A 21,459-nucleotide genomic window follows, 5' to 3' on the forward strand; every position below is an offset into this window, starting at 1 on the left:
GAGCGCCGAGTGCCATATGCGAGACATTTGCCGAGCCCAACTCGACGGGCGTCAGGAAAGGCGATGATCAAGGCTTCCATGGCGACATGGCGCGCCCGCATACCGAGTTCGCCGGAGCACACCGCAAACGGATCCTCTCGGTGCGGCCGGCAGGCCATTACGATGGCAAGGGCAATCTGGTCGGCTGTCGGGAACATCAGACGATCCCCGCCGCGAAGCGGTCGGCCGCGCGAATGGCTTGACCTTTGAGCATGTGCATCATCTCGGACTGCGACCAGATAGGGGACCGAAGGGATGCGGCCTCGGCCAGGATCAGGCCGTGAAGCACGTCGAGACTTGCCCGGTACCAATGCTGGCCGAGATGGCAGTTGGCGAGCGTCCGCTCGGCACCCAGCACGATGGTGCGCGCCACGGCGAGCCCCGGCGTCCAGACGACATGTGCGAAATGCAGCCTCTCCCACCGCCCGGGCTGGAGCTGGGGGAGATGCGCTTCGATGTTCTCGGCCGTCGCGAGCCGGAAGACACCCGGGTCAGCCTCGAAGCCGACGGCGCAGACCGCGGCATGGCCGGCGTTCTTGCGCCGATCGACCAGGTTGCGCGGCATCGCGATGTCAACCGGCATTGTTTTCCTGCTCCTCACGCCGGCGACGTTTCTCCTCGCGCTTGCGTTCCCTTCGAAGCTGGTCGATTTCCCGGACGGTCTTGCGCCGGAAACTACGGCTGGTGCGAACCAGGCCGAACTCCTTCTCGATGCCGACCAGGATCTGGCCGAGGACCCGGCTCTTGACGTCGTGCAGCGCCTGCCTCGACATGACCTCGACGCGATGCCGGTCCCAGACGCGCGTGCAGAACTCGACGCCGTGGCCGCCGGCATGCGCCAGGAAAGTCCGCTTGTAGCGCTGCGCGTCCTGCCCTTGCCGCCCTGCCCGCACGAAGCGGAGAAGGTCCATGATGTCGACCATGCGATCGGCGGCCGACTGGTGAACCACGATGCGAACTTCGGTGCTGTCGTACTGTGGCATCCCGTCGGCCATGCGCGACAGCTCACGCACATAGGCCTGATGCTCGGTCTCTCGCGACGAGGGCATAGCCGATCCGACCTTCGAGACCATGCGGCGTTCGACGTCGGGCATGTTTCGGGCCGTGTCGACGGCGTCGGCAAACAGTATCCAGAGCAGGTCGCGCGGCGTGGGCAGGCCCCGCTTGTTCTTGGTGAAGAAGATGTCCTCGGCATGCCGCATGTGCTCGATGAAGCGGTCGATCCGCTTCTCCAGCTCGGCGGGCGTATCGAGAAAAAGGCGCTTCATCTTCATCATGCCCGATCCGCCGAAGCAGTATCCGTTCCGGTTCCAGATGTTGCCATTTTGGTTACACTTTGGGCAAGCGAAAGATTGCTCGGCCACCGCGTTTTGCGTAGGATGCGACAACACTTAATCGTGCTTTGGACGCCCGGCTCACCATAGTGGCGGCGGATCGAGCCCAGCCATGCGCCCCACTCGGGCCGCTCGGGCGTGATCACGAAATCCCCATCCTTGTCGATGGGTGGCGCGCCATGGAACTCGAGGAAGAGCTGCTTTTTCAGGAAGGGGATCATCAGGGGCTTTTCCTTCCGAAGGATCATGGTCGTTCGATAGGTCTCCGCCGTCGCAATCGCCAGCGCCTTGCCGTCAGCTTCAAGGCTTGCGAACGTCTTCGCAGCCGCTTCCCGGCTGTCCGGTCGCATCTTCTCTGGCCATGAGGACCACAGCATATCGAAATCCCCTCCGCCCGGCGCGTCAGCGCGCCCTGGAGGTTCTCTTACTGGTTCCCTTACAGGGTTAGAGTCCGGATTCCGGACTCGGCTATAGGCATTTTCCGGACACGGCTCGCCCTCTTTTCCGGACTCGGCCCCGTGTCCAGATTCCGGACTCGGCTCCACCACATCTTGTGCCGTGACGAAATCGGCCTCGAACGCGAACCGATAGCGCGTGTTCTCCTGCTGTTTGGTGCGGGGGTTGATATGCTGCTCCCGGCGAATTAGGCCGGTCAGCTCCAGGATTTTGAGGTGCTCATTGAGCGCAGAGCGCGACATCTCGCAGTCATAGGCGAGCTTGTCTTGGGACGGGAAGCAGCCAAGGTCGGGGTTGTGGCGGTCGCAGAGATGCCAGAGGACGATGCGCGTGGCAGGTTTGAGCCCGCGCTGGGTTATGGCCCAATTTGTGGCGGCATGGCTCATGCTGGCAGTGCCTCAACTGCCGCGACCGCGGTTTCGACCGGGCAACTATACCACTCGCCAGACAGGCGCCATTTGGCCAGGGCAATGTGGGTGAGCCGCTCAGCGTCCTGATGGTCTGCGAAATGCCGCTGGAACACCACCACCGCTTTGATGGCCTTGTTGCGATTGACGACCTTGCAGCGGCGGGTGGGATCGGTCGACATCCCGATCTTTACCCCGCCGTGCTCAGCCGTCATCACATACACGAAGCTCGGATCCTCGCGGATCGGTCTCGGGCAATGCCTACGAATTATCGTCATGTCGCTCTCTCAACTGCGAGGAGCGGCAATCCTACAAGCTACAAATGGTATTGCCGTTCAATCTGGTAGTTCATTGCTTATCCTATCGAGGCCAATACCGCCGACAGGATCTGTTTAGTCATGGAAGGACCGACGGTTTCTCCCAGATATGCCGCTGCTGCCACGAGATGCACAGTTGCACTTCGCTCGGCGGCAGCCGATCCAATGCTTCTTGCTGTTTGGCAAAACCCAGCCATAACTGTCTTTACTTCACCGTTTACCGTCTGTCCGCCGTCAGTCTGCTTCATTTTTATTAAACCTCCTGGGAATGTTTCAACTTGAAACATTGCGTGCGGACCTAAGGCGGAAGTAATTGGCGGAGGAAATCACACCTCCGTCAAAGTCAGCCTCTGTTCGAAGCTTTCGCGATGACGGCTACAGGTTCGTTAACCGGCTCCACATTGGAGCCTGCCTTCTGGCACAAACGGTTGTAGCGGCCGAGGAGGTCGAAGATGGCTTTGCCGTTCCAGTTGGAAGCGGTGCCATACCAAGCATCCCTCACCCGCCAGTGGCCGCGCGGGTAGCCGAGCGCGTCACACGCAGCGTTGATCTGAGCTTTGATGCCCATGCCTGGTTTGATAGTTCCGGCGGCTTTGAACACCACCTGTTGTAGCTCTGCAGCAATGTCCTGCATCGATTCCTCACAAAAAACAGGAGAAGGAACGACGACCCATCGGGATTCTCGGATGCCTTGTCGGACACATCCAACAATTTCCCCGCCATCATCGCCACGACCGCAAGGGGAATGCCGATGGGCCACGACGATGATTGCTGGAAACCGCTTGGAGTTGCGGCTTGGGAAGTTGTTGAACGCACCGACCAACTTCGGACGGAACGAGGAACCGTGTTGATCGTATCTCGGGTCAAGCCGAAGCCGGGCGCCGTGCAACGACATCTGCCGCCTCCCTGCCCAACCAATGGTTTGCGTTCACCTCACCGTCGGTCATAACGACGATGCGGTCGAGATATGGTTGCCTGGGCATCCGGCCGGCCTCGTACCGATCGACTGTCAGCCGCGTACAGTCGATCATCCGGCCCACCTCGGCGGCGCTTAGATTGCGTTCTTCACGCCATTTCGTCAGTTGATGCAGGTTTTCCATGGGCGGGTTTTGTCACCAATTTGGTTACACGTCAAGGTTTGTAACCAATCTGGCACAGTTTCGCAGGAAAGCGTTTTGAGCTACCGCACTGATATGGCGAATGGAATTAAGCACTTCCGGGAGAAAGCCGGGCTCACCAAGGCCGAGCTGGCGCGTCGCGTTGGCACCACAAGGCCGCAGATGGGCCGCCTCGAGGAAGAGGATGGCCCAAACGGCCGGAAGCTTACCTTGAAATGGGCGGAGCGAATCGCGCCGCACCTCAATGTCAGGCCGGAAGAGCTTATGTTTCCGGAGCTTGCGGCGATTGACGTCAGCAAATTCAACCAGGTGTTCGAGATCGCCGGCGGCAAAAATCAAACGCCAGGCCTCGTGCTGGATCCTGAGTTTCTGGCCCGCATGCTGCCGAACTCAACGGGCCACAACCTCCGGTTCATGATGGTCGACGCCTACCAGGCCAATGGCATTGTTGCCAAAGGGGATGCGCTTGTGATCGATCTGGACGACAACATCCCCAATCGACCCGGCATCTTCGCCCTAGAGATCGCCGGCGCGGTGCAGTGGCGTTACCTTTCGCCCACGACGGCAGGCGCCGTCCAGGTCCACAGCGACAACCCCGCGGCGGTCAACGAAACCGTCCAGCCGAAGGACTTGAAGGTCATCGGGCGCGCCCGGCTGAGGATTTCCACACTCTGATCTGCATTTTTTTTGCCTGAGATGTAACCATTTTGGGTACACTACTTGCAAAACGTACCAAATCGGTTACGATCCTACTCACGCAGAAGGATCGCTAGACCGATGGCCCAGTTGCCCCTGGTTGTATTTTACCATCATGCCTCGCGGTCATGTGTTGAGTATCTGCGTGTTCCCGGCCGGGCCGGTGTGACCCCCCGCACCATTCGCCCGCACCAGCCCGGCCGGGTTCTCCCAATCTAAGCAGCACTGCGCCCCGCGACCGCTTCGTCGCGCCCATTGTGTTGCCAAAATGGTTTCACGTGTAACACAAAAGGAAACAGACGGATGACGGCGGACCAATATGCATGGTGGCGTCAGGCTTTGAAACTGGCGGGCGGATATCGCGAGCTGACCCACGATCAGCTGCTCCTGCTCGCCCCTTCTGCCGACAGCCCGGAGTCAGGATTTTTCAGGAACCGTCCATTCAAGGATGCGCCCCTGGTTCCTGTTGCCATCTGGCGTGACGCATCGGGCAATGTCATCTGCCTGCAGGGCGGCAAGGAAGCGGAGGCCCATAGGGTCTGGAACTATGCTTGCCGCAACCCGATCACCGAAGCGCTCTATCATTCGGTGCTGGCCGGCGAGCCTTGGCCAGATGAGCCTCCGTCGGTTTCGAGGGAACACAACCTCCCGGCCAAGACCGGCGATCTGCACAAAGACCTGACCCTTGAACTGGCCGCCGAGAAGGAAACGGTCGAGGGCTTCCTGAAAAAGCCGATCAGCACCCAGGAGCAGGCCGATCAGGCGGGCGTCTGGGCAAAGCGGCTCGCCGGCATCGCCAACAAGGCCGACGAACAATTCAACGTCGAGAAGCGTCCTTGGCTCGACGGCGGCAACGCGGTCGACGACAAATGGCGCGATCTGCGCACCGATGCCAGGGACCTCGCCAAGAAGCTCAAAAAGCATGGTGAAGCGTGGCTGAAAGAACTCGACCGCCAGGAGCAGGATCGCCAGCGCAAGGCCCGCGAGGACGCCGATCGCATTCGGCGCGAGGCAGAAGCGGCTGAGCAGCGGGCGGCCGACGCAGCGCGCTCGGTCGAGGAGGAGAAGGCCCGGCGTGAAGCCAGCACCTTCCCCGGCATCGCGTCTTCATTCGCGCAGGAGAGCGAGCAGGAGGCCTTGCAGATCGAAGCCGAGGCGGAGGCCAAGCGGCTGAGCGAGCGTGCAGTGCAAGCTGCACGTGAGGCACAAGCCCGTCCGGTCTTCGCCGGCAGGACCGGCGCCAAGATGTCCCTGCACACCTATTGGGTCGCGAACATCACCGATTACGACGCGCTGGTCATGGCCCTGAAAGACGAGCCGGAGGTGCGCGAGGCGGTCGAGAAGATCGCCAACCGCATCGCGCGCAACAAAGACGGCGCCCTGCCAGCCGGCATGGAGCGGGTTCCAGACAAGAGGGCAGCATGACCGACCAGAAGATCGTCGCCGTCAAATTTGGCGAGAGCGACAAAACCTACGACTATTTCGCCGGTGCCTTCGACGTGGCTGTCGGCTCCCGCGTCATGGTGCCTGTTCGCGGCCGCGAGACGTCCGTCACGGTCGCGGAGATCAAGGATCGTTCCGACGCCGCCAAGACGGCCATCCTCGCAGTCGACGTGCGCACCGACGAGCAGCGCGCCGCCAAGCATCCGAACGGCCGGCACCAGTGGTCGCCCGACGGAACGCTGCTCGACGAGAACGGCAACCGGTCGATCTTCGACGACGTGGACAAGCCATGAGCCTGGTCCGCGTTGCCATCGTCATTTTCTGGCTTCCTGTGATGTTCAGCGCCGCTTGCCGGCGGCTCTTCCGCGAAGTCCCCGCCGCCTTCTGGTTCGCCTGGAACGACATGCGGATCGAGCAGGACGAAATGCGCCGGACGTGGCGCGCCAACAGCTTCAACCCCGAGGATCGGAAATGAACGAACGGGCACAGTTACCGGCCCTTATGGTCGGCGGCGCGATCAGCGCCATCATCCCTCAGTCGATCGAGGAAACGTGGCGTCTCGCCACCATGATCGTCGAGGCCGGTCTGGCGCCACAGGCGCTTGTCGGTCGGGAGCCGGCTGATGATGCCGGCGACGACGCCTGGAAGCGTTGGGGCAAGAAGGGCACCAGCGCCGTAGCCATCGTCATCATGTCCGGCGCGGAGCTCGGCCTGCCGCCCATGGTGTCGCTGCGGTCCTTCACGGTCATCGGCGGCAAGCCGGCGCTTTACGGCGACGGTCTAATCAACGTCGTTCGAAAGTCGGGCCGGGCCAAATCGCTGGAGCTTGGCTATCTCAAGAACGCATCGAAAGAGGCCCTCCTTAGGCTCGGCCTTTCCGAAGACGTCGTCGCAGGGATGAACACTGTCGACGAGCGGACCATCGGCTGGTGCAAGGCGGTGCGCGCCGACACTGGCGAAATGAAGGTCGTGGCCTACTCGGTCGCGGATGCCAAGCAGGCCGGCCTTTGGGACGAACGCCCGACCCGTCGCGGCACCACCTGGATCGACGGCAAGAAGGTGTGGGGCGACGTCCCCAACGATTCCTCTTGGTTCCGTCATCCCAAGCGGATGAAGCAATGGCGCGCTGCTGGCTTCTGTCTGCGCGAGCTATTTGGCGACGTGCTCGGCGGCGTCCGCGACGAGTTCGAGGCCCGCGAGATCGCCGGCGAACTGATTGAGCACGACGAGGACGAACCCGCACCCAAGGCGAGGCTCACCCCGCCATCGCCGCCACCGGTGCCCAGCCTCGACGCCATCGACCCCATCCCCGAGAATGGCTTCGACAAGGACGTCGAGGGCATGCACGACGGAGCCGAAGCGGCCGAGGAGGAGAAGCCAGAGGCCTTCGACTACGGCAAGTTCTTCGAGGATTTCCAGATCGCCCTGCAGGGCGCGAAGTCGACCGCGGCCGTGGAGGAAATCTGGACCGAGTTCGATGTCGAGGCTCAATTCCACGACGACGAGAGCAGCCGCGATCTGGCTGACAAGATTAAGGCGCGGCGGCTGGCTGCGCTCACTCCGCCGAGCGCGGGCTGATCATGGCCGGCCGGATCGCATTCCTTCCCGACCACGGCGCCCAGGTGCTCGGTCCGCCCGAGAACTGGCGGCCGCGCGCGCTCAGCGTTCGCGAGAAGCTTGAGATCGTCGTGCGCCAGGGAGGCAAGGAGCCCAGCGGCGCGCGGCTCAACCCGCTCGAAGGGGTCCAGTTCGACCACGATCCGGCGTTGCAGCGGCGGCGCTGGGATCCGGTAGCGCATGACACCATCCCGCCATCGTGCTGCCTGGAGAACATCGTCGCGCTGAACAAGCCGACGCATGGCGTCAAAACGCCCGTCGACCAGCGGGAGATCGCGAAGACCAAGCGACTCGAGGGGCGCACCGGAAAGACAAAGCGGAAACGGAAGATGCCGAGCCGGCCCTTTCCGAAGCTCCAGCGAGGTTTCCGATGAAGCGCGCCAGCTACACCGAACTCGCCGTCACGCCCGGTATGGTCTTCATCGTGGACCGCTGCAGGCCCGACCTGCCGAGCGTGACCAACGATGCCGAGCGCGTCGTCGAGCAATGTCTGGCCGCCTATGGCGAGCGCCGCATCATCTACCGCGACAGCGAGGGTGAGTGGGGCGAGCTGCTGCACACCGGCATCCAGTTCCGGGGCTTCGCGCCCTACACCGACCGCACGCCCGACGAGGAGGCAGCATAATGGACGACCCGCAACTGATCGACATCACCGAGCCCAATCATGTTGCATCGGTATGGCGATACATCGCAACGATCGAGGTTCTGGAAGCACTCAAGAAGGTGCCAGATTTCCAGCGCGTCCCCGGCTTTAGCCTGGCACTGGCGCTGGTTGAGAAAGAGGTAGCCGAAGACAAGGCGGAATCGGTGCAGCGAAACCTGCGCGCGGTCGCAGCCACCGGTGTCGACGTCTCCAAGGTCCAGCGGGTCGAGCTCGAGATCGGCCCCAACGCATCGCTCCGGCTCAAGGTGGTGATGATGGACCTTGCCGACCTCGCGGGCGGAGGATCCTGACATGGGTGAGATCACTGCAATTTCCTGGTGCGACCACACCTTCAATCCGGTCATAGGCTGCATGAAGGTCAGCCCGGCCTGCGACGGTTGCTACGCCGAGGCTCTGATGGACAAGCGCTATGGCCGCGTTGAATGGGGCGCGCCGGGCCATGGTCCTGGGACTCGAGTCCGGACGTCGGCCGGCAACTGGCATCAGCCGATCAAGTGGAACAAGAAGGCGCTGGCCGAAGGGACGAGACCGTTCGTGTTCTGCGCCTCGCTGGCCGATGTCTTTGACAACCAGTGGGATCTCGAGTGGCGAGCCGACCTGTTCGACCTCATTCGCGCCACGCCGAACCTCGTCTGGCTGCTCCTCACGAAGCGCCCGCAGAACATCGTCAAGATGTCCGAAGCCTGCGGCGGTCTGCCAAGCAACGCGGCGATCGGCACGACGGTCGAGGATCAGGCGCGGGCAATCAACCTCTTCCATCTGGCCAGCGCCGCGCGCGACCTTGCGCCGGCATTCACCTTTGCCAGTTTCGAGCCTTTGCTTGGTCCGGTAGACCCGACGCGGATCGTCATCCATGAAGGGCCGGCTAGGTTCGACGACTGGCCCGAAGTCACCACGGGCATCGTCTCCTTCAATGCACTGCTCGGCGCGCCGTCAATCAACCTGCCGCCGCTCGGCTGGGCCATAACCGGCGGAGAGACCGACCAGGGCGAGCACCGGGCTCGGCCCACGCATCCGATGTGGTTCCGAAGGCTTCGCGACCAATGCGCAAGCGCCGGTATCCCTTACCATCACAAGCAGAACGGCGAGTGGGCTCGCCATGAGTTCAAGTCGAACGGCTCACTGACCGGGCAGGTTGTTGTCTGGCCAAATGCCCGAACCGACGTTCGCAACGCGAACGATGGCGGCGGCCCCGGCGTGGATATGGACAAGGTCGGCAAGCGCCGAGCTGGTCGCCTTCTCGACGGTGTCGAGCACAACGCCCGGCCGCAGGTGGCGGCATGACCAGCATCCACGACCTCTCCTACGAGCACCAGATGGTGATCGAGGCGATGAAGAGCCAGCTCATCATCGCCCTGGTCCGCCGTCTTGGCAACAAAGTCGAGATGCCGGTGGCCGAGATCGATTCCACCGGCTCTTCGAACCTCACCATGAAGGTGGTGGACGGGGTGTTCACCTTCGAAGTGGTGAAGAAGCGATGACGAGCGAGCCGGATTCGCGCAACGCGGCCTGCAAAGGCGCGGCTACCAGGTCAACCCGCTTCGGCATGGATCACATGGAGGAGTGCCGGGCCTGCCACATGGAGGTGGCCTGGGATCTCGTGGACCACCCCTTCATCGGCTTCAAGGCGAGCTGCGGCTTCATACCCTTCACCCAAGACGTAAACGAGGAGACTGACCATGCCTAACGAAGTATCGCATCCGCCCAGGATCTCGGACCTCCAGCTGCGCATTGCCCAGGCGCAGACGGAAGCGAAGATGGATTTGCTGGAGCGCGCGAACGTTTCCCTGACCTCCCAGCTGATGACGATCTTCGACGGCATCAGCCGCAACGAGCAAGTCGAGTTGATCTATCCGAACGGCGAGGTGGTGCTGATCACCAAGGCGCGCAAGCGCGATCGCAGCGAGGGGGGCGAGTGATGCCGATCATCTCGGTATATGTCGACGAGCTGACCTCAGCTCGCATGAAGGCCATTTCGGCAGAGAAAGGTCGGACCGTCGAAGACCTGGCTGAGTGCGCCGTCGCCGAAGCCGCGCTTGACTATTACCGGCTTGCGCCGGCCGCCTCGGATCCTGGTCGCGCCGACGGTGGCGCGAACCTCGTCACCACGCACACCAACATCGCTGGCATATGATGAGCACGTTCTTCCTGACGGTCGGCTTCACCCTCATGATGTGCGCGTGCGCACGGCGCGCCTACCTCGATATCACCGGCCGCTGGGTCCCGGTTGAGGGTTATGTCTTCGGCGCCGTGATATCGTTCGTCGGCGCGCTGCTGATCCTCATCGGCATTTTGCTGACGGCGGCGCCGTGATGGAAACTGCAGTTGGACATGTCCAAACGCAACTTTCGCCCGACGAGGCGTTGGCGAAGCTTTACGGCCTGCTAACGGCGAAGAACGCGCCGAAGCCGGGAAGCTTCACCAGCCTCAACGCGGACCAGAAACGGGAATATTTCCGCCTCTCTCGGCAGCGTAGCCGGGCCAGGATGCGCGCCGCGTCCTCGGTCGCTGCCAACGCAGCCAACATCAATCAGGCGCTCTCCGACGCGGCGCTGATGATCCTCGCCACCGACGCGCCCGGCGCCGACCAGGTGCGCAAGGTGCTGCAGACGATTTTCGAGCTGCGGCCGGGCGTTCCGATCTCGGTCGAGAACCGGGCCAAGCAGGGCAAACTGAAACCCAAACTGATCGCCAGGAGCGAATGATGGAAGACCTTCCGACGCTCGCTCTCTCGGTGCGCCAGCCTTGGGCGCACTGCCTCATGATGGGCTGGAAGCCGGTCGAAAACCGGTCCTGGCGCGCGGGCAACCCGGGCCTGAAATTCCGCGGCGACTTCGCCATCCATGCCTCGACTGGCATGACGCGCGAAGAGTATGCGGATTGCGCCACGCTCTGCCGGCTAATCGGCTTCCAATGCCCGCCGCCGGCGGAGCTGGCACGCGGCGGGATCGTCGGTGTCGGCACCATCGTCGACATCGTGACCGAGTTCGACAGCCCTTGGTTCTTCGGCCCGAAGGGGCTGATCATCGCGAACGCGCGAGCGGTCGAGTTCATCCCGGTCGGCGGCCAGCTAGGGTTTTTCGACTGGAAGCGGCTCGTCCCATTGGTCCCGAACGGCAAGCCCGTCGCGCCGGCGAAATGGATGCTGCCCCAGCCGCCGAAGGCCGACCCGTCTTCAACCTCCAGCACGCAAGGATCGCTATTGTGAATGACATTCGAGAACAGAAACGCGACCAGCTCCTCGCCGAGATCGGTCCCGACGTTGTTACGGCCGAGATGCTGGCCGAGCGTGTCGGCATCTGCACCCGCACAGTTTATCGCTACGTGCAGCAGTTGCGCTCGGCTGGCCACAAGATCCTGTCCGGACCTGGGTTCGGCTACGTGAGACTCGAGCGGCGAAATGACCCCGCCCCGGGGACAGGTTGAATCGCGCGAAGATAGAAGAACATCACATCGCATCGGGTGGTGCGAAGAAGCAGTTTTCGTCTTCTTCCGTGGGATGTAGGCAGATGTGGAAGTTACCATCCTCCGACGGGATCACGACATCGTACGGCACGAAATAGCGGTTCTGATGAGTGACCCTTTGATGATCGCCCGGTCGTAAGATAACCACATAGCCATCGGGCCGGGGCGTCACAGTTGAACTGGGAATTTTTCCGCAGTCGCCAGTGAGCGGGTCGCCGTGACAGCAAGCTGGCGGATAGCCCCAATTACGATCCGGGCCGTGTGCCAACGCCGCACTTCCCTCAATTGCCGCGGCCGTGGCGATCACGCCTGCAAAGCAGGTTACCCGTCTTGTCCCCACCGCATGCATCGACGGAGCCGCCCCTCAATCGCAACTGATGTCGTCAAGGCCATCATACAGCATTAGGTGCCGCTAATATACTGGGCCGGTATCTCTTTCTACTTGTCCGGCGGAGGGTTGCCGAAATCAAGGGATCACCGAGGCAGGCCTGCGCGCCATCGGGGCCGGCGCGCCGAGACCTGATCACAAATAGGCTCAAGCACTCGTGATCCGCCTTTGTTGCGCGGTTCAAGTAAGGGATCGACCCGCAACTGGTGTCGAATAACATCCTCCATGAAATCTTACGTCATCAACCTGGACCGCAGCCCGGGCAGAATGCAGCGCATGGCTGACCGCCTCAACTCGATCGGAGCAGCCTTTGAGCGAGTTCCGGCGGTGGACGGGCGGCTGCTCACCGATGCCGAAATTTCGGACGTCTATAGGCCCATCCCCGGGGCAGCTCCGATGACGCCGGAAGAGGTGGGCTGCTTCCTGAGCCATCGCAAATGCTGGGAGCGGATCGTGTCGGGCCAGGACCCATACGGCTGCGTTTTCGAAGACGACATGTTGATATCAGCGCGGGCGGGTCTGTTTCTGGTTGGGGAGGCCATTTGGATTCCTGGCGACGCGGACCTCGTCAAAGTCGAGACAGTCGTCGGAAGGGTGTGGCTCGACCGCACCGTGCTTGCGCTTCGCGACGGCTTCGAACTGGCCCGCCTACGGAGCTTTTCCTTTGGGTGCGGAGGGTACATACTTTCGAAGCCGGCGGCCTTGCGCCTTCTAGCGCTGACGCGAGTATTCTCGGATGCGGTCGACCATGTGGCGTTCAACCCCGCATGCGGAATTGCCGACCGCCTGAAATCCTATCAGATGATCCCGGCTCTGAGCGTTCAGACGCAGAGCTTGTATCCCAAGGGTTCCCCTCTGATCGAAGTGCCGGCGCTCGCTACGCATAGCGATCCTCGCTTTCCCGGGAACTTGATGGAAAAGCCCTGGCTGCAGCGAAAGGTGTTGCAGGCGCTCCGGCGCCTGGGACACAGGGTGCGCCGACATTGGCGAACCGTGATCCTGTTTGCCGATCAGCCAGGTGCTTTCGGGCCCGAGACCTAATCAAAAAAAGGCGGCTTTTTTGCTTGACTTCTTTGTAACCACAATGGTTACTCTAAGAACCGAATTGGTAGCAAAGAGAAACATCAATGAGCAGTTTGCCCGCAATAGTCGTCGCCGGTCTCGGCCGATGCGGGACATCATTGATGATGCAGATGCTCTATGCCGGCGGCGTTCCCTGTGTCGGCGAATGGCCAGCTTTTGAAGGCAGCGCCAGCATGTTCGGCAGCTTCGACCCGAACGCGTTCGCCGCGCTTCGCGGCCAAGCCATCAAGCTCATAGCGCCGGCCGAACACCCCGTCTTCGACATGTCCAACCACATCGTCATCTGGCTCGATCGGGAACCGCACGAGCAGGCCAAGTCGCAGTTGAAGATGGTCTCCGCCATGTTCAGCGGCGTCGCGACAAACCGCAGAAGCATCCGCTCGATGGTCGCCGGCATCCGGAGCGAGAGGCCATTGAACATGGCGGCGGTCGGAGCCAAGAGCCGCTGCCCGACCATCGTCATGTCATTCGAGCGGGTGCTGACGCAGCCGGCCCAAGCGGCGGAGACAATCGCCGCCTTCCTGCAACAGCACGGCTACGAGCAGCTGAACGTCGCGGCCATGCGCTGGCAAATCCGCCGCCGCTCCCCCACCTGCTACCCCGGCATGATGGAGATTGATCTCCTCGAGACGCCGGCACCAATCGGGCACGCGCGCCCGTCACCAGGTCGACCCGAGGCGATCTGACCTCGACGACACTACCCCTACCACGGAGAGTAAGCATGGAAGACAAGAACTTCATCGAGCTAACGGCCTCGATCGTCTCAGCCTATGTCGGAAACAACCCGGTACCGGCCACGCAACTGCCCGACCTGATCGCCAGCGTTCACGGCGCTGTCCGCAAGCTCGACGCCCCGACGATCGTCAGCGCGGCCGCGCCGAAAGAGCCGGCCGTCAATCCCAAGAAGTCGGTCCATCCCGATTTCATCATCTGCCTGGAAGACGGGCTGAAATTCAAATCGCTCAAGCGGCATCTGATGACCGACCACGGCCTCACGCCCGACGCCTACCGCGCGAAGTGGGGGTTGCCGGCGGATTACCCGATGGTGGCGCCGAACTATTCCGCCGCGCGGTCGCAGTTGGCGAAAGCCTCTGGCCTCGGCCGCCATCCCAAGGCGCCCGTGCGCCCGATCCGCAGCCGCTCTCACAGCCGCGTCTCGGTCAACTAGGCGCGCCGTGAAAGTCGCCGCCGTCATTGAGCGACTTGCGAAGGGCGATTCCCTTCGCCTCGGCTTCTCCAGTGGCCAGAGGCGATGGTGGTTCGAAGGGCCTTACCAGGTCGTGCCCGAGCATGTTGTTCACGCGGCGGTGCGCGACGGGGCTGTCGCCGTCATCGAGGCCGGCGACAGCCTCTTCGGCTTCACCGGAAATTCGCAGACCTGGTTGGTCGAGGAGGCCACCGATGGCGTTCACCGCTGATCAAGTCGAGAACCTGGCCCACAATCAAACGTGCGGCCACCTCCACCCCTTCACCTGCCCGAACCGCGGCGACGGCGAACACCGAGACGCTTATGGCGACACGGGCGCGCTGGTGGCGACGGTGCGCGGCTGGATTTGCCCTTTCTGCGACTACACCCAGGATTGGGCGCACCACGGGATGCTCGCCGGCAAGGTGCCGAACCCGTTCCCGTTGCCCGGCCTTTCCCAGCCAAGGTCGAAATGATGCTCGGCGATCCATGGGCCAGCTACGACGCCTGGAAGACGACGCCGCCCGATTGGGTGATGCCGTCGGAGATTCGGCGAGCAGCCGATGAAACGCGGTGGCGCATGCGTAGTCGCGTCGATTGGTTCGACGGCGACGAGTCCGAATACGAATACCTCTGCGAGGAATGGGACGAGCTCGCCCGCATCGATGCGCACGCCCGCGCCCCCGAAGAAGATGATTTTGAAATGATGGAGGCCGCATGAGCGCGCTCCGAGCCTTTGCCGTCCAGGAAAAGGACGAGATGACCGGCGGCATCTTCTTCGCCGAGCACGACATCATCGCCAAGAAACGCGGTGCCAACGAGTTCGCGGACGGTGATATCAGCGGCGTTCAGTGCCGTCGCGCCCCATGGGCTGACGAGTTTGTCGGCCGGCCGATCCCCGCCAAGGTGATGATCGCCTACGGCTGGTGGTTCGAATGCAGCGGCTGCGACATGCGTATCAGCGAGGACGAGCTTGCCGATCGGCGGCTCGACCTTGACGGTGTGATCGGAACGCAATGGGGCCAGGTCTATTGCAGCGCCCGCTGCTATCGTCGCGAACTCAGCATCAGGCGCCGAACCGAGGCCGAGAAGCAGCGCGCCATCGACGCCCTCAAGGCCATTGCCAGAAAGCGTTTGCCCGGCATCGAGTTTACCGATGAGGACGAGAACTCGAATTGGCGCCCTCACGCCTATGTCAACTATCACCACGGCCAGCCGGGCTGGCTTTGGGACCAGGTGCAGGTGTCGTTCACGTTCCCAGGCATGAAGATCGCGCCGGCGACCCTTGGGCTCGATCGGCGGTACAGCACCAAAATCGGCCCGGTCAAACCGGAATACCGGTGCAGCGTCGGCGACCGCGATGCTTTCGAGGCCTTTGCCGCCGCGACGAAGGTGCGCCCGTGACCTGGCCGATACCCATCGTTGCGACATGGCTCGTTTACGAATGGCTGATGATGCGCCGTGACTACCGCGATTTCGACGACGTCGACGACGCCGAGCACGCTTTCTGGGCAGTGGTCGCGACTTGGGTGATGTTCGGCGCTTGCCACCTCATATGGCGGTACTTCGGATGACCGCTGCACCCACAAGGCCGGTGCTCCGCTGGCATGGCGGCAAGTGGCGCCTAGCGCCATGGATCATTAGCCATTTCCCGAAGCACAAGGCCTATGTCGAGGCCTTTGGCGGTGCGGCCAGCGTCTTGATGCAGAAAGCGCCAGGACCGGCCGAATGCTACAACGACCTCGACGACGCATGCGTGAACGTCTTTCGCGTGCTCCGGGATCCTGCGACGGCCGCACGCCTGCGCGAACTTCTGGAATTGACGCCGTTTGCTCGGCTCGAGCTGCAGGAGGCCTACACTCCGAGCGAGGATCCCGTCGAGCAGGCCAGACGCACGATTGTCCTGTCGTTCCAGGGACACGGCAGCGATGCGGTGACCCGCGGCTATACGACCGGCTTCCGCTCGAACCTTTCGAACGGGCGCGCATTGCCGGCGCAGTCCTGGGCATCGTGGACGCAGGCCATCCCTGCGTTCACTTCGCGCCTGGCCGGCGTCGTGATCGAGCACACCGACGCCCTCGCGCTCATGCGGCGGCTCGATCGACACACGACCCTGCACTATGTCGACCCGCCTTATCTGCCCGCCACCCGATCGACGAAATACATTTCCCGGAACAAGAACGGCTATCGCCACGAGCTGACGCACGAGCAGCATCTGGAGCTTCTTGAAGGCCTGCGCCAGCTCGCAGGCATGGTGGTGCTCTCGGGCTACCCGTCGAAGGTTTACGATGATCTGCTGCCCGGCTGGCGTCGCTTCGAGACTGACGCCTTGGCCGACGGGGCTCGGGAGCGGATCGAGGTGATCTGGCTCAATCCGGCCTGCGCCGACGCGCTCGACGATGCGGCCGGCCGCCACGCCGGCGGCCACGGCACGCCACTGTTTTCGGTCGCGCCATGAACGACCAGCCACCCGAAGTGCTGACCGTGTCCCAAACGCCGGAATACTGGTCGTCTCGTTTTCACGACAAAGGGTTGCGTATGTCCGCCAGGTCGTTGCGCGAGAAGGCAATCAAGGCGGGCCTTTGCTACTGTGTCGACAAGCAGGTGCTGATCTCGCCGCGGCAGATCGATGAGTTGTTTTTATGGGGTAATGCGTCATGCCGCTCACCATCTACAAGCGCGGCCGGTTCTGGTGGCTCACGGGATCGGTCCCGACCCGAAAAGGCGAGCAGCGCATACACGAGAGCACTGGCGAAACTGACGAAGTCAAAGCGAACAAGGTCCGTCTGAATCGCGAGGTCCGCGCGCAGCAGGAAATGGACCTCGACCCGAAGGACCTCTTCACCTTCGCGCAAGCCGTCGAGGCCTACCTGGAAGCTGGCAAGAGCGAGAGCTACATCCAGAAGCTGCTCGAACATTTCGGCGACACCAGGATCTCGGACATGACGGGATCGGGCGTGCGCGCCGCCGCCAAGCTGCTCTACCCCGGTGCAGCTTATACGACATGGAACCGCCAGGTGATCATCCCGACGCGGGCCGTCATCAATCTCAATGCCGACGACGGCAAATGTCGGGAAGTGGTGATCAAGGGGTTCAAGAAATCGGACAAAGACGTGCGCCGGCCGAGCACCCCGCCGAAGCGCGCCGTCGACCGTTCCTACATCGACACATTCCGGGAGCACAGCGATGACCCCCGGATCAGCGCCTTGATGCTCTTCATTTACCAGACCGGCGCCCGTGTCTCCGAGGCGATTGCGCTTGAAGATGATTCACCCGACGTCGACCTGGTGAACCGCAAGGTCATTTTCCGCGACACCAAGAATGGCGAGGACGGTGAGGCCGATCTGACGGTCGAGATGGTCTACGAGATCCAGGAACTCCGCCAGTGGAAGCGGGAACGCTTGGCGGCCTGGGAGGTCCGCATACCCTGGAAGAATAGGCGCTCAGGCCCACGCCACAACGGCCGGGGCGCCAAGAAGCCGAACACCCGCCTGTTCGGCTATATCCAGCGCGGTTCGGTCTACAAGGACATCAGGCGCATCTGCGAAAAGGCCGGCATCCCCTATCTCGGCACCCATCAACCCGGCCGTCACAGCTTCGCCACCGAGATGATCGTGCGCAACGGGATCGACATCGCCACCACGGCCGACAAGGGCCGCTGGAAAACGAAAAAGCTCCTCCTCGAAAACTACACCCACGGCGAGGGCAAAGGCGTGATCGACAAGGTTTTTGGGAAGAAGAAACCGCGCAAGGCGGCAAACGCTGGTGACAAAGCAACCAAAGTGGTTACGAGACCTTACACCAGCCGAAAACGGCCTGCGTGATAACGCTCTGGTTTTGCTGGGAAAAGAGCCGCGTTTCCATACCGGTTACTCCCTTACCAAGGGAGTGCTCTACCACTGAGCTACCGCAGCCTGCGATGGCGGCGCTTCTGCCATAACGAACCGGCAAGCGCAAGGCCAAGAAAACCTTAAAACGACGCATGCCTTCGTGCGAAATCGCTGCCCGGTTTTGCCGCGGCATGTGTCGAATGCCGCGGCTGTGGAAGCCGCTTGCGAGCAGGCTTCGATGACATGGCGGCGCCACAATGTTAACTATGCCTGAACCACAGCCGGCTATCCGCCGGCGAGGACCGGGGATGAACGACAAGCCAAATCCGCCGAAAAAACGCGACGGCGAGCGCAAGGACCGGCTGGCCGAGGCGCTGCGTGCCAACCTGCAGAAGCGCAAGGCGCAGGCCCGTTCGCGGCGGGATGGCAATCCCGACGATCGGCCGGAAGGATTGCCGACTGCTGGAAAAATGCACAAGGACTAACCGAAATCAGCCACACTGGCCGATCACACTCGGTCCACACATGGGGAAATCCTATTTCTTGAACCGCACCGGCCGATAGTCTAGAGCCGGATATACTCAACCGATTGAAGCCGGCCCGTCCGGGCCGAGGGGACGTTCTTTCATGGATCGCATCAGAATTGTCGGCGGCAATAAGCTTGCCGGAAGCATTCCGATTTCGGGCGCCAAGAACGCGGCGCTGCCGCTGATGATCGCCTCGCTGCTCACCGACGACACGCTGACGCTCGAAAACGTGCCGCATCTGGCCGATGTCGAGCAACTGATCCGCATCCTCGGCAATCACGGCGTCGACTATTCCGTCAACGGCCGGCGCGAGAAGCAGCAGGAGGGCTATTCGCGCACCATCAATTTCTCCGCCCGCAACATCGTCGACACCACCGCGCCCTACGAGCTGGTGTCCAAGATGCGCGCCTCCTTCTGGGTTATCGGCCCGCTGCTTGCCCGCATGGGTGAGGCCAAGGTGTCGCTGCCGGGCGGCTGCGCCATCGGCACGCGCCCGGTCGACCTCTTCCTCGAAGGCCTGCAGGCGCTGGACGCCGAGCTCGACGTCGACAACGGCTATGTCGTCGCCAACACCAAGAACGGTCGTCTCCACGGCAACCGCTACGTGTTCCCGAAAGTGTCGGTCGGCGCCACCCATGTGCTGATGATGGCGGCCTCACTCGCCAAGGGCGAGACGGTACTCGAAAACGCCGCCCGCGAGCCGGAAATCGTCAATCTCGCCGAATGCCTGATCGCCATGGGCGCCAAGATCCACGGCGCCGGCACCTCCACCATCACCATCGAGGGCGTCGAGGCGCTGTCGGGGGCGCGCGTGCGCGTCATTCCCGATCGCATCGAGACCGGAACCTATGCCATGGCGGTGGCGATGACCGGCGGCGACGTGGTGCTGGAAGGCGCGCGCCCCGACCTGTTGCAGAGCGCGCTCGACGTCATTGCCGAGACCGGCGCCGAGATCACGCCGACCAATGCCGGCATCCGCGTCAAGCGCAACGGCGCCGGCATCGCACCGGTGGATGTGACGACCGCGCCCTTCCCCGCCTTCCCGACCGACCTGCAGGCGCAGTTCATGGGCCTGATGACGATGGCGAAGGGCAAGTCGCGCATCACCGAGACGATCTTCGAGAACCGCTTCATGCATGTGCAGGAGCTTGCCCGCCTCGGCGCCCACATTACGCTGTCCGGCCAGACGGCGATCGTCGATGGCGTCGCCAAGCTGAAGGGCGCGCCGGTCATGGCAACCGACCTGCGCGCCTCGGTGTCGCTGGTCATCGCAGGCCTTGCCGCCGAAGGCGAAACCACCGTCAACCGGGTCTACCACCTCGACCGCGGTTTCGAGCGCCTGGAGGAGAAGCTTTCCGGCTGCGGCGCGGTGATCGAGCGGATTTCGGGCTGACAAAGCGCCTCGGTTGCGCAGAGCGGAAAGACCGCATAACAGAAGATTGACTAATCAACCTTCAGGTGCGCATTCCGCATGGCCCTCAAGCTCATCGCGCTCGACGACCAGGATCTGAGCATCATCTCGGCCCACGTCCAGGACGCCGTGATGAAGGTCTCCGACCTCGAATACCTGCCGGCGGCCAAACGTTTCGTGCTGACCATGAACCGCTTCGTCTGGGAGGCGAGGTCCGGCTTCTTGCGCCAGCACAATGAACGGCGGCAGAGCGTGCTGCATTTCGACCGCGTGCTCGGCGCCAAGACCAGCGGCATCGCCCGCGACAAGCCGACGGAGGTACTGTCGCTCTTGGCGGTCAGCTTCGTCGCATTCAGCAAGCCGGCCGGCATCATCGAGCTGGTTTTTTCCGGAGGCGGCACGATCATGCTCGACGTCGAGTGCATCGAGGCGCGGCTCGCCGATGTCGGCGGCTCCTGGGAAGCCACCTCGCGCCCGGTTCACAGGACCTGAGCACCGACAATGGCCATCACGCTTAGCCAAACCGACGCCGATTTCGAGCTGCGTTTTTCGGCATTCCTCACCACCAAGCGCGAGGTGTCAGCCGACGTCGAAGCCGTGGTGCGCGACATCGTCGCGCGCGTGCGCGCCGAAGGCGACAAGGCGCTCATCGACTACACGCTGAAATTCGACAAGGCCGATCTCAGCAGGCTCGGCATCGCCGTCTCCAGGGCTGACATCGAAAAGGCATACGCCGCGGCCGACCCAGCCACAGTCGAGGCGCTCGAATTCGCACGCGACCGCATCCGCTCCCATCACGAGCGGCAGAAGCCGAAGGACGACCGCTACACGGACGCCGCCGGCGTCGAGCTCGGCTCGCGCTGGACCGCGATCGATGCCGTGGGGCTCTATGTGCCCGGCGGCACAGCGAGCTATCCGAGCTCGGTGCTGATGAACGCCGTGCCGGCCAAGGTCGCCGGTGTCGAGCGCATCGTGATCGTGGTGCCGGCCTCTGGCGGCGTCATCAATCCGCTGGTTCTGGTCGCGGCCGACCTTGCCGGCGTTTCCGAGATCTACCGCGTCGGCGGCGCGCAAGCCGTCGCCGCGCTCGCCTATGGCACCGAGACGATCCGGCCGGTCGCCAAGATCGTCGGGCCGGGCAATGCCTATGTCGCGGCAGCCAAGCGCCAGGTGTTCGGCAGCGTCGGCATTGACATGATCGCCGGGCCGTCGGAAGTGCTGGTCGTGGCAGACGCGGATAACGATCCGGACTGGATCGCCGCCGATCTGCTGGCGCAAGCCGAGCACGACGCATCCGCGCAGTCGATCCTGATCACCGACAATGCCGAATTCGGCACGGCGGTGGAGCAGGCGGTCGAGCGCCAGTTGAAGAGCCTGCCGCGCGCCGCGACGGCGGCGGCGAGCTGGCGCGATTTCGGCGCCGTGATCCTGGTGCCGACGATCGAGGCTTCGCTGCCGCTGGTCGACCGCATCGCGGC

General features: G+C 62.8%; 40 protein-coding genes. 31 read left to right on the forward strand and 9 right to left on the reverse strand.

What is annotated here, in order from left to right; genetic code table 11:
- From EOA49_RS33110 to EOA49_RS20110, 8 genes are all read right to left on the reverse strand, one after another.
- Positions 1 to 197, reverse strand: a 197-nt coding sequence (locus EOA49_RS33110; protein WP_206520195.1) for a hypothetical protein, incomplete at its 3' end; no start/stop codon positions are given.
- A complete protein-coding gene (locus EOA49_RS20080) occupies positions 197 to 622 on the reverse strand; it encodes a hypothetical protein (protein ID WP_127239299.1) in 426 nt (141 codons plus the stop codon). The genes EOA49_RS20080 and EOA49_RS33110, both read right to left, overlap by 1 nt.
- The gene (locus tag EOA49_RS20085) at positions 612 to 1,316 is read right to left on the reverse strand and encodes a hypothetical protein (RefSeq protein ID WP_127239298.1); all 705 of its coding nucleotides are present in this window, start codon (positions 1,314 to 1,316) and stop codon (positions 612 to 614) included. The genes EOA49_RS20080 and EOA49_RS20085 overlap by 11 nt, the downstream gene beginning before the upstream one ends.
- Positions 1,313 to 2,215 carry a helix-turn-helix domain-containing protein gene (locus tag EOA49_RS20090; RefSeq protein ID WP_127239297.1) on the reverse strand — a complete coding sequence of 301 codons (903 nt, stop codon included), beginning with the start codon at positions 2,213 to 2,215 and terminating at the stop codon, positions 1,313 to 1,315. The genes EOA49_RS20085 and EOA49_RS20090 overlap by 4 nt, the downstream gene beginning before the upstream one ends.
- On the reverse strand, positions 2,212 to 2,451 hold the full coding sequence (locus tag EOA49_RS20095) for a GIY-YIG nuclease family protein (protein WP_245460749.1): 240 nt from the start codon (positions 2,449 to 2,451) through the stop codon (positions 2,212 to 2,214). Before EOA49_RS20095 ends, EOA49_RS20090 begins: the two co-directional genes overlap by 4 nt.
- A gap of 140 nt (positions 2,452 to 2,591) precedes the next feature.
- The gene (locus EOA49_RS20100; RefSeq protein ID WP_127214630.1) at positions 2,592 to 2,801 is read right to left on the reverse strand and encodes a hypothetical protein; all 210 of its coding nucleotides are present in this window, start codon (positions 2,799 to 2,801) and stop codon (positions 2,592 to 2,594) included.
- A gap of 95 nt (positions 2,802 to 2,896) precedes the next feature.
- A complete protein-coding gene (locus EOA49_RS32730) occupies positions 2,897 to 3,448 on the reverse strand; it encodes a hypothetical protein (protein ID WP_127239295.1) in 552 nt (183 codons plus the stop codon).
- Positions 3,417 to 3,653 (reverse strand): helix-turn-helix transcriptional regulator, encoded by a 237-nt coding sequence (locus tag EOA49_RS20110; RefSeq protein WP_127239294.1) that lies wholly within the window; start codon positions 3,651 to 3,653, stop codon positions 3,417 to 3,419. The genes EOA49_RS32730 and EOA49_RS20110 overlap by 32 nt, the downstream gene beginning before the upstream one ends.
- A 75-nt stretch (positions 3,654 to 3,728) precedes the next feature.
- Between EOA49_RS20110 and EOA49_RS20115 the strand changes: the two genes are divergently transcribed.
- The 17 genes from EOA49_RS20115 (at position 3,729) to EOA49_RS20195 (ending at position 11,517) form a co-directional block, all read left to right on the forward strand.
- Entirely contained in the window at positions 3,729 to 4,346 is a 618-nt protein-coding gene (locus tag EOA49_RS20115; RefSeq protein ID WP_164746620.1) for a helix-turn-helix domain-containing protein, read from the forward strand.
- Between the two features lie 609 nt (positions 4,347 to 4,955).
- Positions 4,956 to 5,792: a hypothetical protein gene (locus EOA49_RS20120; protein WP_127239293.1), complete on the forward strand. Its 837-nt coding sequence runs from the start codon at positions 4,956 to 4,958 to the stop codon at positions 5,790 to 5,792.
- A complete protein-coding gene (locus tag EOA49_RS20125; protein ID WP_127239292.1) occupies positions 5,789 to 6,103 on the forward strand; it encodes a hypothetical protein in 315 nt (104 codons plus the stop codon). Before EOA49_RS20120 ends, EOA49_RS20125 begins: the two co-directional genes overlap by 4 nt.
- Positions 6,100 to 6,285, forward strand: a complete 186-nt coding sequence (locus EOA49_RS20130) for a hypothetical protein (RefSeq protein ID WP_127239291.1) — start codon at positions 6,100 to 6,102, stop codon at positions 6,283 to 6,285. Before EOA49_RS20125 ends, EOA49_RS20130 begins: the two co-directional genes overlap by 4 nt.
- Entirely contained in the window at positions 6,282 to 7,388 is a 1,107-nt protein-coding gene (locus EOA49_RS20135) for a hypothetical protein (RefSeq protein ID WP_127239290.1), read from the forward strand. The genes EOA49_RS20130 and EOA49_RS20135 overlap by 4 nt, the downstream gene beginning before the upstream one ends.
- 2 nt (positions 7,389 to 7,390) lie before the next feature.
- Positions 7,391 to 7,801, forward strand: coding sequence for a hypothetical protein (locus EOA49_RS20140; protein WP_127239289.1), 411 nt, complete (start codon positions 7,391 to 7,393; stop codon positions 7,799 to 7,801).
- On the forward strand, positions 7,798 to 8,052 hold the full coding sequence (locus tag EOA49_RS20145) for a hypothetical protein (protein WP_127239288.1): 255 nt from the start codon (positions 7,798 to 7,800) through the stop codon (positions 8,050 to 8,052). Before EOA49_RS20140 ends, EOA49_RS20145 begins: the two co-directional genes overlap by 4 nt.
- Complete coding sequence (locus EOA49_RS20150) at positions 8,052 to 8,381, forward strand: hypothetical protein (RefSeq protein WP_127239287.1); 330 nt, start codon at positions 8,052 to 8,054, stop codon at positions 8,379 to 8,381. The genes EOA49_RS20145 and EOA49_RS20150 overlap by 1 nt, the downstream gene beginning before the upstream one ends.
- Position 8,382: 1 nt before the next feature.
- Positions 8,383 to 9,375: a DUF5131 family protein gene (locus EOA49_RS20155; protein ID WP_127239286.1), complete on the forward strand. Its 993-nt coding sequence runs from the start codon at positions 8,383 to 8,385 to the stop codon at positions 9,373 to 9,375.
- Positions 9,372 to 9,572: a hypothetical protein gene (locus EOA49_RS20160; RefSeq protein ID WP_127239285.1), complete on the forward strand. Its 201-nt coding sequence runs from the start codon at positions 9,372 to 9,374 to the stop codon at positions 9,570 to 9,572. Before EOA49_RS20155 ends, EOA49_RS20160 begins: the two co-directional genes overlap by 4 nt.
- Positions 9,569 to 9,778, forward strand: a complete 210-nt coding sequence (locus EOA49_RS20165; protein WP_127239284.1) for a hypothetical protein — start codon at positions 9,569 to 9,571, stop codon at positions 9,776 to 9,778. The genes EOA49_RS20160 and EOA49_RS20165 overlap by 4 nt, the downstream gene beginning before the upstream one ends.
- Positions 9,771 to 10,010, forward strand: coding sequence for a hypothetical protein (locus EOA49_RS20170; protein WP_127239283.1), 240 nt, complete (start codon positions 9,771 to 9,773; stop codon positions 10,008 to 10,010). Before EOA49_RS20165 ends, EOA49_RS20170 begins: the two co-directional genes overlap by 8 nt.
- Complete coding sequence (locus EOA49_RS20175; protein ID WP_127239282.1) at positions 10,010 to 10,225, forward strand: hypothetical protein; 216 nt, start codon at positions 10,010 to 10,012, stop codon at positions 10,223 to 10,225. The genes EOA49_RS20170 and EOA49_RS20175 overlap by 1 nt, the downstream gene beginning before the upstream one ends.
- Positions 10,225 to 10,404 carry a hypothetical protein gene (locus EOA49_RS20180; protein WP_127243319.1) on the forward strand — a complete coding sequence of 60 codons (180 nt, stop codon included), beginning with the start codon at positions 10,225 to 10,227 and terminating at the stop codon, positions 10,402 to 10,404. The genes EOA49_RS20175 and EOA49_RS20180 overlap by 1 nt, the downstream gene beginning before the upstream one ends.
- Positions 10,404 to 10,796, forward strand: a complete 393-nt coding sequence (locus tag EOA49_RS20185) for a hypothetical protein (RefSeq protein ID WP_127239280.1) — start codon at positions 10,404 to 10,406, stop codon at positions 10,794 to 10,796. The genes EOA49_RS20180 and EOA49_RS20185 overlap by 1 nt, the downstream gene beginning before the upstream one ends.
- Positions 10,796 to 11,299 carry a hypothetical protein gene (locus EOA49_RS20190; protein ID WP_206520197.1) on the forward strand — a complete coding sequence of 168 codons (504 nt, stop codon included), beginning with the start codon at positions 10,796 to 10,798 and terminating at the stop codon, positions 11,297 to 11,299. The genes EOA49_RS20185 and EOA49_RS20190 overlap by 1 nt, the downstream gene beginning before the upstream one ends.
- Positions 11,296 to 11,517, forward strand: coding sequence for an HTH domain-containing protein (locus tag EOA49_RS20195; protein ID WP_164746803.1), 222 nt, complete (start codon positions 11,296 to 11,298; stop codon positions 11,515 to 11,517). Before EOA49_RS20190 ends, EOA49_RS20195 begins: the two co-directional genes overlap by 4 nt.
- A 22-nt stretch (positions 11,518 to 11,539) precedes the next feature.
- Here the strand turns inward: EOA49_RS20195 and EOA49_RS20200 are convergent, their stop codons facing one another.
- Entirely contained in the window at positions 11,540 to 11,863 is a 324-nt protein-coding gene (locus EOA49_RS20200) for a hypothetical protein (protein WP_245460746.1), read from the reverse strand.
- A gap of 306 nt (positions 11,864 to 12,169) precedes the next feature.
- Between EOA49_RS20200 and EOA49_RS20205 the strand changes: the two genes are divergently transcribed.
- From EOA49_RS20205 to hisD, 14 genes are all read left to right on the forward strand, one after another.
- Positions 12,170 to 12,985: a glycosyltransferase family 25 protein gene (locus EOA49_RS20205; protein ID WP_127240893.1), complete on the forward strand. Its 816-nt coding sequence runs from the start codon at positions 12,170 to 12,172 to the stop codon at positions 12,983 to 12,985.
- A gap of 152 nt (positions 12,986 to 13,137) precedes the next feature.
- Positions 13,138 to 13,713 (forward strand): hypothetical protein, encoded by a 576-nt coding sequence (locus tag EOA49_RS20210; protein WP_127240894.1) that lies wholly within the window; start codon positions 13,138 to 13,140, stop codon positions 13,711 to 13,713.
- Between the two features lie 35 nt (positions 13,714 to 13,748).
- Positions 13,749 to 14,195 (forward strand): MucR family transcriptional regulator, encoded by a 447-nt coding sequence (locus EOA49_RS20215; protein WP_127240895.1) that lies wholly within the window; start codon positions 13,749 to 13,751, stop codon positions 14,193 to 14,195.
- A 7-nt stretch (positions 14,196 to 14,202) separates the two neighbouring features.
- The gene (locus tag EOA49_RS20220) at positions 14,203 to 14,445 is read left to right on the forward strand and encodes a hypothetical protein (protein ID WP_127240896.1); all 243 of its coding nucleotides are present in this window, start codon (positions 14,203 to 14,205) and stop codon (positions 14,443 to 14,445) included.
- Positions 14,429 to 14,689, forward strand: a complete 261-nt coding sequence (locus tag EOA49_RS20225; protein WP_127240897.1) for a hypothetical protein — start codon at positions 14,429 to 14,431, stop codon at positions 14,687 to 14,689. Before EOA49_RS20220 ends, EOA49_RS20225 begins: the two co-directional genes overlap by 17 nt.
- Positions 14,686 to 14,934 carry a hypothetical protein gene (locus EOA49_RS20230; RefSeq protein ID WP_127240898.1) on the forward strand — a complete coding sequence of 83 codons (249 nt, stop codon included), beginning with the start codon at positions 14,686 to 14,688 and terminating at the stop codon, positions 14,932 to 14,934. Before EOA49_RS20225 ends, EOA49_RS20230 begins: the two co-directional genes overlap by 4 nt.
- The gene (locus EOA49_RS20235; RefSeq protein ID WP_127240899.1) at positions 14,931 to 15,617 is read left to right on the forward strand and encodes a hypothetical protein; all 687 of its coding nucleotides are present in this window, start codon (positions 14,931 to 14,933) and stop codon (positions 15,615 to 15,617) included. The genes EOA49_RS20230 and EOA49_RS20235 overlap by 4 nt, the downstream gene beginning before the upstream one ends.
- Positions 15,614 to 15,787 (forward strand): hypothetical protein, encoded by a 174-nt coding sequence (locus EOA49_RS32735; RefSeq protein ID WP_164746802.1) that lies wholly within the window; start codon positions 15,614 to 15,616, stop codon positions 15,785 to 15,787. The genes EOA49_RS20235 and EOA49_RS32735 overlap by 4 nt, the downstream gene beginning before the upstream one ends.
- A 20-nt stretch (positions 15,788 to 15,807) precedes the next feature.
- A complete protein-coding gene (locus tag EOA49_RS20240) occupies positions 15,808 to 16,671 on the forward strand; it encodes a DNA adenine methylase (RefSeq protein WP_245460747.1) in 864 nt (287 codons plus the stop codon).
- A 199-nt stretch (positions 16,672 to 16,870) separates the two neighbouring features.
- On the forward strand, positions 16,871 to 18,037 hold the full coding sequence (locus EOA49_RS20245) for a tyrosine-type recombinase/integrase (protein ID WP_127240900.1): 1,167 nt from the start codon (positions 16,871 to 16,873) through the stop codon (positions 18,035 to 18,037).
- 314 nt (positions 18,038 to 18,351) lie between these two features.
- Positions 18,352 to 18,528 carry a hypothetical protein gene (locus tag EOA49_RS32740; protein ID WP_095802509.1) on the forward strand — a complete coding sequence of 59 codons (177 nt, stop codon included), beginning with the start codon at positions 18,352 to 18,354 and terminating at the stop codon, positions 18,526 to 18,528.
- Between the two features lie 142 nt (positions 18,529 to 18,670).
- Entirely contained in the window at positions 18,671 to 19,963 is a 1,293-nt protein-coding gene (gene murA, locus EOA49_RS20250; RefSeq protein WP_127240901.1) for a UDP-N-acetylglucosamine 1-carboxyvinyltransferase, read from the forward strand.
- A 78-nt stretch (positions 19,964 to 20,041) separates the two neighbouring features.
- Positions 20,042 to 20,473, forward strand: a complete 432-nt coding sequence (locus EOA49_RS20255) for a DUF2948 family protein (protein WP_127240902.1) — start codon at positions 20,042 to 20,044, stop codon at positions 20,471 to 20,473.
- 9 nt (positions 20,474 to 20,482) lie between these two features.
- A partial coding sequence (gene hisD / locus EOA49_RS20260; protein ID WP_127243320.1) for a histidinol dehydrogenase occupies positions 20,483 to 21,459 on the forward strand: 977 nt, incomplete at its 3' end.

Origin of the sequence: Mesorhizobium sp. M1A.F.Ca.IN.020.04.1.1 (assembly GCF_003997315.1) — a bacterium.
In the GTDB taxonomy this organism is placed as follows: domain Bacteria; phylum Pseudomonadota; class Alphaproteobacteria; order Rhizobiales; family Rhizobiaceae; genus Mesorhizobium.

Coding starts and splice junctions, on each gene's coding strand:
- EOA49_RS20080 (WP_127239299.1), bottom strand. CDS start 622: ATGCCGGTTGACATCGCGATGCCGCGCAACCTGGTCGATCGGCGCAAG.
- EOA49_RS20085 (WP_127239298.1), bottom strand. CDS start 1,316: ATGATGAAGATGAAGCGCCTTTTTCTCGATACGCCCGCCGAGCTGGAG.
- EOA49_RS20090 (WP_127239297.1), bottom strand. CDS start 2,215: ATGAGCCATGCCGCCACAAATTGGGCCATAACCCAGCGCGGGCTCAAA.
- EOA49_RS20095 (WP_245460749.1), bottom strand. CDS start 2,451: ATGACGGCTGAGCACGGCGGGGTAAAGATCGGGATGTCGACCGATCCC.
- EOA49_RS20100 (WP_127214630.1), bottom strand. CDS start 2,801: ATGAAGCAGACTGACGGCGGACAGACGGTAAACGGTGAAGTAAAGACA.
- EOA49_RS32730 (WP_127239295.1), bottom strand. CDS start 3,448: ATGTCGTTGCACGGCGCCCGGCTTCGGCTTGACCCGAGATACGATCAA.
- EOA49_RS20110 (WP_127239294.1), bottom strand. CDS start 3,653: ATGGAAAACCTGCATCAACTGACGAAATGGCGTGAAGAACGCAATCTA.
- EOA49_RS20125 (WP_127239292.1), top strand. CDS start 5,789: ATGACCGACCAGAAGATCGTCGCCGTCAAATTTGGCGAGAGCGACAAA.
- EOA49_RS20130 (WP_127239291.1), top strand. CDS start 6,100: ATGAGCCTGGTCCGCGTTGCCATCGTCATTTTCTGGCTTCCTGTGATG.
- EOA49_RS20135 (WP_127239290.1), top strand. CDS start 6,282: ATGAACGAACGGGCACAGTTACCGGCCCTTATGGTCGGCGGCGCGATC.
- EOA49_RS20140 (WP_127239289.1), top strand. CDS start 7,391: ATGGCCGGCCGGATCGCATTCCTTCCCGACCACGGCGCCCAGGTGCTC.
- EOA49_RS20145 (WP_127239288.1), top strand. CDS start 7,798: ATGAAGCGCGCCAGCTACACCGAACTCGCCGTCACGCCCGGTATGGTC.
- EOA49_RS20150 (WP_127239287.1), top strand. CDS start 8,052: ATGGACGACCCGCAACTGATCGACATCACCGAGCCCAATCATGTTGCA.
- EOA49_RS20155 (WP_127239286.1), top strand. CDS start 8,383: ATGGGTGAGATCACTGCAATTTCCTGGTGCGACCACACCTTCAATCCG.
- EOA49_RS20160 (WP_127239285.1), top strand. CDS start 9,372: ATGACCAGCATCCACGACCTCTCCTACGAGCACCAGATGGTGATCGAG.
- EOA49_RS20165 (WP_127239284.1), top strand. CDS start 9,569: ATGACGAGCGAGCCGGATTCGCGCAACGCGGCCTGCAAAGGCGCGGCT.
- EOA49_RS20170 (WP_127239283.1), top strand. CDS start 9,771: ATGCCTAACGAAGTATCGCATCCGCCCAGGATCTCGGACCTCCAGCTG.
- EOA49_RS20175 (WP_127239282.1), top strand. CDS start 10,010: ATGCCGATCATCTCGGTATATGTCGACGAGCTGACCTCAGCTCGCATG.
- EOA49_RS20180 (WP_127243319.1), top strand. CDS start 10,225: ATGAGCACGTTCTTCCTGACGGTCGGCTTCACCCTCATGATGTGCGCG.
- EOA49_RS20185 (WP_127239280.1), top strand. CDS start 10,404: ATGGAAACTGCAGTTGGACATGTCCAAACGCAACTTTCGCCCGACGAG.
- EOA49_RS20190 (WP_206520197.1), top strand. CDS start 10,796: ATGGAAGACCTTCCGACGCTCGCTCTCTCGGTGCGCCAGCCTTGGGCG.
- EOA49_RS20205 (WP_127240893.1), top strand. CDS start 12,170: ATGAAATCTTACGTCATCAACCTGGACCGCAGCCCGGGCAGAATGCAG.
- EOA49_RS20210 (WP_127240894.1), top strand. CDS start 13,138: ATGCTCTATGCCGGCGGCGTTCCCTGTGTCGGCGAATGGCCAGCTTTT.
- EOA49_RS20215 (WP_127240895.1), top strand. CDS start 13,749: ATGGAAGACAAGAACTTCATCGAGCTAACGGCCTCGATCGTCTCAGCC.
- EOA49_RS20225 (WP_127240897.1), top strand. CDS start 14,429: ATGGCGTTCACCGCTGATCAAGTCGAGAACCTGGCCCACAATCAAACG.
- EOA49_RS20230 (WP_127240898.1), top strand. CDS start 14,686: ATGATGCTCGGCGATCCATGGGCCAGCTACGACGCCTGGAAGACGACG.
- EOA49_RS20235 (WP_127240899.1), top strand. CDS start 14,931: ATGAGCGCGCTCCGAGCCTTTGCCGTCCAGGAAAAGGACGAGATGACC.
- EOA49_RS20245 (WP_127240900.1), top strand. CDS start 16,871: ATGCCGCTCACCATCTACAAGCGCGGCCGGTTCTGGTGGCTCACGGGA.
- EOA49_RS32740 (WP_095802509.1), top strand. CDS start 18,352: ATGAACGACAAGCCAAATCCGCCGAAAAAACGCGACGGCGAGCGCAAG.
- murA (WP_127240901.1), top strand. CDS start 18,671: ATGGATCGCATCAGAATTGTCGGCGGCAATAAGCTTGCCGGAAGCATT.
- EOA49_RS20255 (WP_127240902.1), top strand. CDS start 20,042: ATGGCCCTCAAGCTCATCGCGCTCGACGACCAGGATCTGAGCATCATC.